Raw genomic sequence first — 4,125 nt, 5'->3', positions numbered from 1 at the left:
CAGATGCCTTCTTCCCATTTGCAGATAACGTGGAAGAAATCGCTAAAGCAGGTATCAAGGCTATCATCCAACCGGGTGGATCAGTCCGTGACCAAGAGTCTATCGAAGCAGCTGATAAACATGGTTTGACTATGGTTTTTACAGGTGTAAGACATTTTAGACATTAATTGGTATTTAAAAGTTAGCTCATTATCAACTAGGATGAATGAATTATCGCTAACAAAAAGAGAAGATACAAGTGATTTTCAATCTGAAACATCCAAGAAATTGGATGTTTTTTAGATGCCTTAAGTTTCCTTTAAGGTCTCCAAGCTATACTAATACCATCCTAAAAAACTTTTCTTTTTCATAAATCTCCTAAGAGCTCAGCATCCGCTGGGCTTTTTTATTTCAGAGTATCAAAAAAACAACATCAACTAGGATGAATGAATTATCGCTAACAAAAAGAGAAGATACAAGTGATCTTCAATCTGAAACATCCAAGAAATTGGATGTTTTTTAGATGCCTTAAGTTTCCTTTAAGGTCTCCAAGCTATACTAATACCATCCTAAAAAACTTTTCTTTTTCATAAATCTCCTAAGAGCTCAGCATCCGCTGGGCTTTTTTGTTTCAGTGCATCAAAAAAACAACCGTTCTCACGATTGTTCAATAAATCTAAACCTTTTCAAGGACAGATTGGGTTACCCAGGTCTTACGATTTCCGATTTGGACGAGGATACCGTCGCTTGGTGGATCAATGGCAAGCACTTTGAAGTTACCTGGAATAGTAAAGGTCTCACCAGGATTGAGGTACTGGTCTGATGTTGGATTGCCTTGTGCATCAACTTCAAGAACGGGTCCAGGATCAACGATATTGTGTTTGGTTGGTGTACCTCCAGCTAAATCTTGGCTAGTGATATTACTTCCTACGATTGCTGTGACACGGAAGGTGCCTGTGAAGCGGACGGTATCGCCAACTTTTATAGAAGAGTTAGTAGGATTTCCATTTTGAGCTCCTGGTTCGAGGTCTTTAAAATGGATATAGCCAGACACTTGACTCTTATGGAAACTGCGTTTATGGTATTTCTCAGGCCCTTGCCCAGCATTATAGTTGTATTCTTCAATAGTCACCTGATCACCATTCACCTCGGCTACCCAAGCAACATGTCCCATGTAGCCAGCTCCATTGACACCGTCTGAAAACCAAGCGATACTTCCAACAGCAGGATTCATGTCAACACGATGTCCATTCGCTCGTGCAATTGGTCCCCAAGTGATGGCATTTCCATAACCTACAGGCAAGGTGAATCCATTGGTGTTACTGAGGCGATAGGCCGCAAAGGACGTACACTGACGCCAGTACATAGTCCAAGGGTCCACGCCGAAGCCCCCATATTTCCAAGAGGAAGGGTAGTCATCTCCGAGGACAGCCGCCTGAGCAGAGCTGCCATACGAAACCGAAACAGTCGCTAGACAAGCTAGCGGTAAGAGACAATTTAGTAATTTTTTCTTCATTTTAACCTCCACCTACCTATTCGCAGTTTTTCAGGAAAATGGAGATAATTTTTCTTTACTCTAAGCTCTAATTAGTTGGTCTGTATTAGGCAAAGTAACTTTATTGTGTTATAATATAGAACATACGTATGATTAGATTTTAGACTTATGTTTCGTAAGTTTTTTTATTAAAGGTATAAAGTTTTTGCCTTCCTACTATAGCCCCACAAGGTTGACATGACCTGCTTTTCATAAATTTGGGACTAACAGACCGCATCGGCGTAATGAGTTATCATACGTTTTTTTTTATTATTGAGGTGTACTAAATGGAATGGAATGATATAACAGATAAGAGGGATTTTGCTGAATTTATTGATGTTCAATATAGACATTTAACATACTTGATTTATTTTAGAAAAATTGAAAATTTATATACATCTTTTGAAATTCCTAAAAAATCTGGAGGAACTAGATTAATTAATTCGCCTAAAAGTGAGTTAAAGAGTGTCCAAAAGCGTATCGCAAAAAAGTTAGAGGATTATTTTTTCGATTTAGAAAGTCAGGGATTGGTCTCAACGAAGTTATCTCACGGATTTACAAAATCGAAAAGTATTATCACAAATTCTGAATCTCATCGAAATAAGAGAATTTTATTAAACATTGATATTGAAAACTTTTTCCCGAGTTTTCATTTTGGAAGAGTTGTAGGTTTTTTCGAAAAAAATAAACACCTTAAATTACCGAGAGAAGTAGCAATATTTATTTCGCAACTTGTTTGTTATGATGGTAGTTTACCTCAAGGCAGTCCAAGTTCTCCTATTATCACTAATTTAATTTGTCAAATTTTAGACTTTAGAATTAGCAAACTAGCAAAGTCTTTTAACTTATCATATTCTCGTTATGCTGATGATATGACTTTTTCTACAAATGATGAAAAATTTTTAGATAGATTTGAGGACTTTTTACGTGAAATCAGTAGGGTGATAAAGCAAGCAGGTTTTGAATTAAATAAAGAGAAAACTCGCCTTCAAACAAGACAGAGTAAGCAGCTAGTAACTGGATTAGTCGTAAATAAAAAAATCAATGTTCAAAGAAAGTTTTATAAAGACTCTAGAGCAATGGCTTATAATCTTTATAAAAAAGGAGAATTTTTTATTGAGGGTGAGAAAGGTTCAAAGAAACAATTATTAGGAAGATTCAATTTCATAGACCAACTTGAAAAATATAATAATAGAATCCAAGAAGAAGCTAGATTGAAGAATGATTATATATATCAGCAGAAAAATTTGTTGATAACGCAAAATGAATTTCGAAGTGATCTTGATTATTTAAATAAATTAACTGCAAAAGAACGAGAATATCGAAAATTATTATTTTATTACCATTTTTTTGATACTGAATATCCAGTCATTGTTACGGAAGGAAAAACAGATAGTAGATACATTAAAGCTGCGTTAAAAAAACACTATTCTCAGTATCCCAATCTAGTGTCGAGAAATGATTCAGGTCAGTTTCGTTTTCACTTGACGTTTTTAAGACGAACGCCATTATTGAAATACTACTTTAGGTTTTTTAAAGATGGTGCAGACCAAATGAAGAATCTATCAAACTTTTGGACGGGGGAAGAAAATCATAAAATTTTCCCTAATTATAGTAAGTACTTCAAGAATTTAACAGGTCGTGATGCCGCTTGTCCAGTTATCTTCTTATTTGATAACGAATTATCATTTCAAAAGAAGAAAAGACCTATTTCTGAATTTATCAAACATATTTTCCCTAATGATAGTGACAGAAACCAGGTGGTTTCGGAGCTTAGTCAGGAAAATAAATATAATATAATTGATAATCTATATTTATTGACTCATCCATCTGAGACTCAGAAAGAAGAAATAGAAGATTTATTTGAAGAAAATATCTTGCACCATAAAATTGATGGTAGGAGTTTTAGTAAAAAAAGTAATTTTAATAAGAGTGAATACTATGGAAAAAATGAGTTTTCTAACTATGTTTTGAGTAATTATAAAAATATCAATTTTCAAAAATTTATTCCCATGTTGGATAATCTAAATAAGCTTATTGAAGATTATAAATCTAATCGCTAATCTTTTTCAAAGATATAGGATTCCGCCACCTGAAGGGTGGCCTTTTTTTATGCTCAAATTTGGATACACACCCATATCTCCGAACAAATATGTTATAATGGTTATGTATAATTCGTGAAAATCGCTAATTTTTTCCGAATGATTGTCGTTAACGGGCATTTGCCCCTAGTCTTATTTGATATTGAGGTATCTTTCAAATGAAACTTTTGGTTGTTGGTTCTGGTGGTCGTGAACATGCGATTGCCAAGAAATTATTGGAGTCTAAGGACGTTGAGCAAGTTTTCGTGGCTCCTGGTAATGACGGGATGACATTGGACGGTCTTGATTTGATCAATATCGGAATTTCCGAACATTCTAAGCTGATTGACTTTGCAAAAGCGAACGATATTGCTTGGACCTTTATCGGTCCAGACGATGCTCTTGCGGCCGGTATCGTGGATGATTTCAATGCGGCAGGACTCAAAGCCTTTGGTCCGACCAAGGCTGCGGCTGAACTTGAGTGGTCTAAGGATTTTGCTAAGGAAATCATGGTCAAATATGATGTTCCAA

2 protein-coding genes and 2 pseudogenes are annotated in these 4,125 nt (G+C 35.3%); 3 read left to right on the top strand and 1 reads right to left on the bottom strand.

The genetic code is table 11. The features are described 5' to 3' along the window. Positions 1-167, top strand: a pseudogene (locus RWZ99_RS08950) (bifunctional phosphoribosylaminoimidazolecarboxamide formyltransferase/IMP cyclohydrolase PurH); the annotation flags it as partial. Between the two features lie 488 nt (positions 168-655). Here RWZ99_RS08950 and RWZ99_RS08945 read toward each other — a convergent pair. Then, positions 656-1,495: a CHAP domain-containing protein gene (locus tag RWZ99_RS08945; RefSeq protein WP_314678216.1), complete on the bottom strand. Its 840-nt coding sequence runs from the start codon at positions 1,493-1,495 to the stop codon at positions 656-658. Between the two features lie 305 nt (positions 1,496-1,800). On the opposite strand from RWZ99_RS08945, the gene RWZ99_RS08940 reads away from it, so the two are divergent. Then, the gene (locus RWZ99_RS08940) at positions 1,801-3,576 is read left to right on the top strand and encodes a retron Ec67 family RNA-directed DNA polymerase/endonuclease (protein ID WP_314678213.1); all 1,776 of its coding nucleotides are present in this window, start codon (positions 1,801-1,803) and stop codon (positions 3,574-3,576) included. A gap of 197 nt (positions 3,577-3,773) precedes the next feature. Then, positions 3,774-4,125 (top strand): annotated as a pseudogene (locus RWZ99_RS08935) (phosphoribosylamine--glycine ligase); the annotation flags it as partial.

This window comes from uncultured Streptococcus sp. (assembly GCF_963545685.1).
Lineage (GTDB): Bacteria > Bacillota > Bacilli > Lactobacillales > Streptococcaceae > Streptococcus.
This window is presented reverse-complemented; position numbering and strand designations above follow the sequence as displayed.

Coding starts and splice junctions, on each gene's coding strand:
- RWZ99_RS08940 (WP_314678213.1), top strand. CDS start 1,801: ATGGAATGGAATGATATAACAGATAAGAGGGATTTTGCTGAATTTATT.
- RWZ99_RS08945 (WP_314678216.1), bottom strand. CDS start 1,495: ATGAAGAAAAAATTACTAAATTGTCTCTTACCGCTAGCTTGTCTAGCG.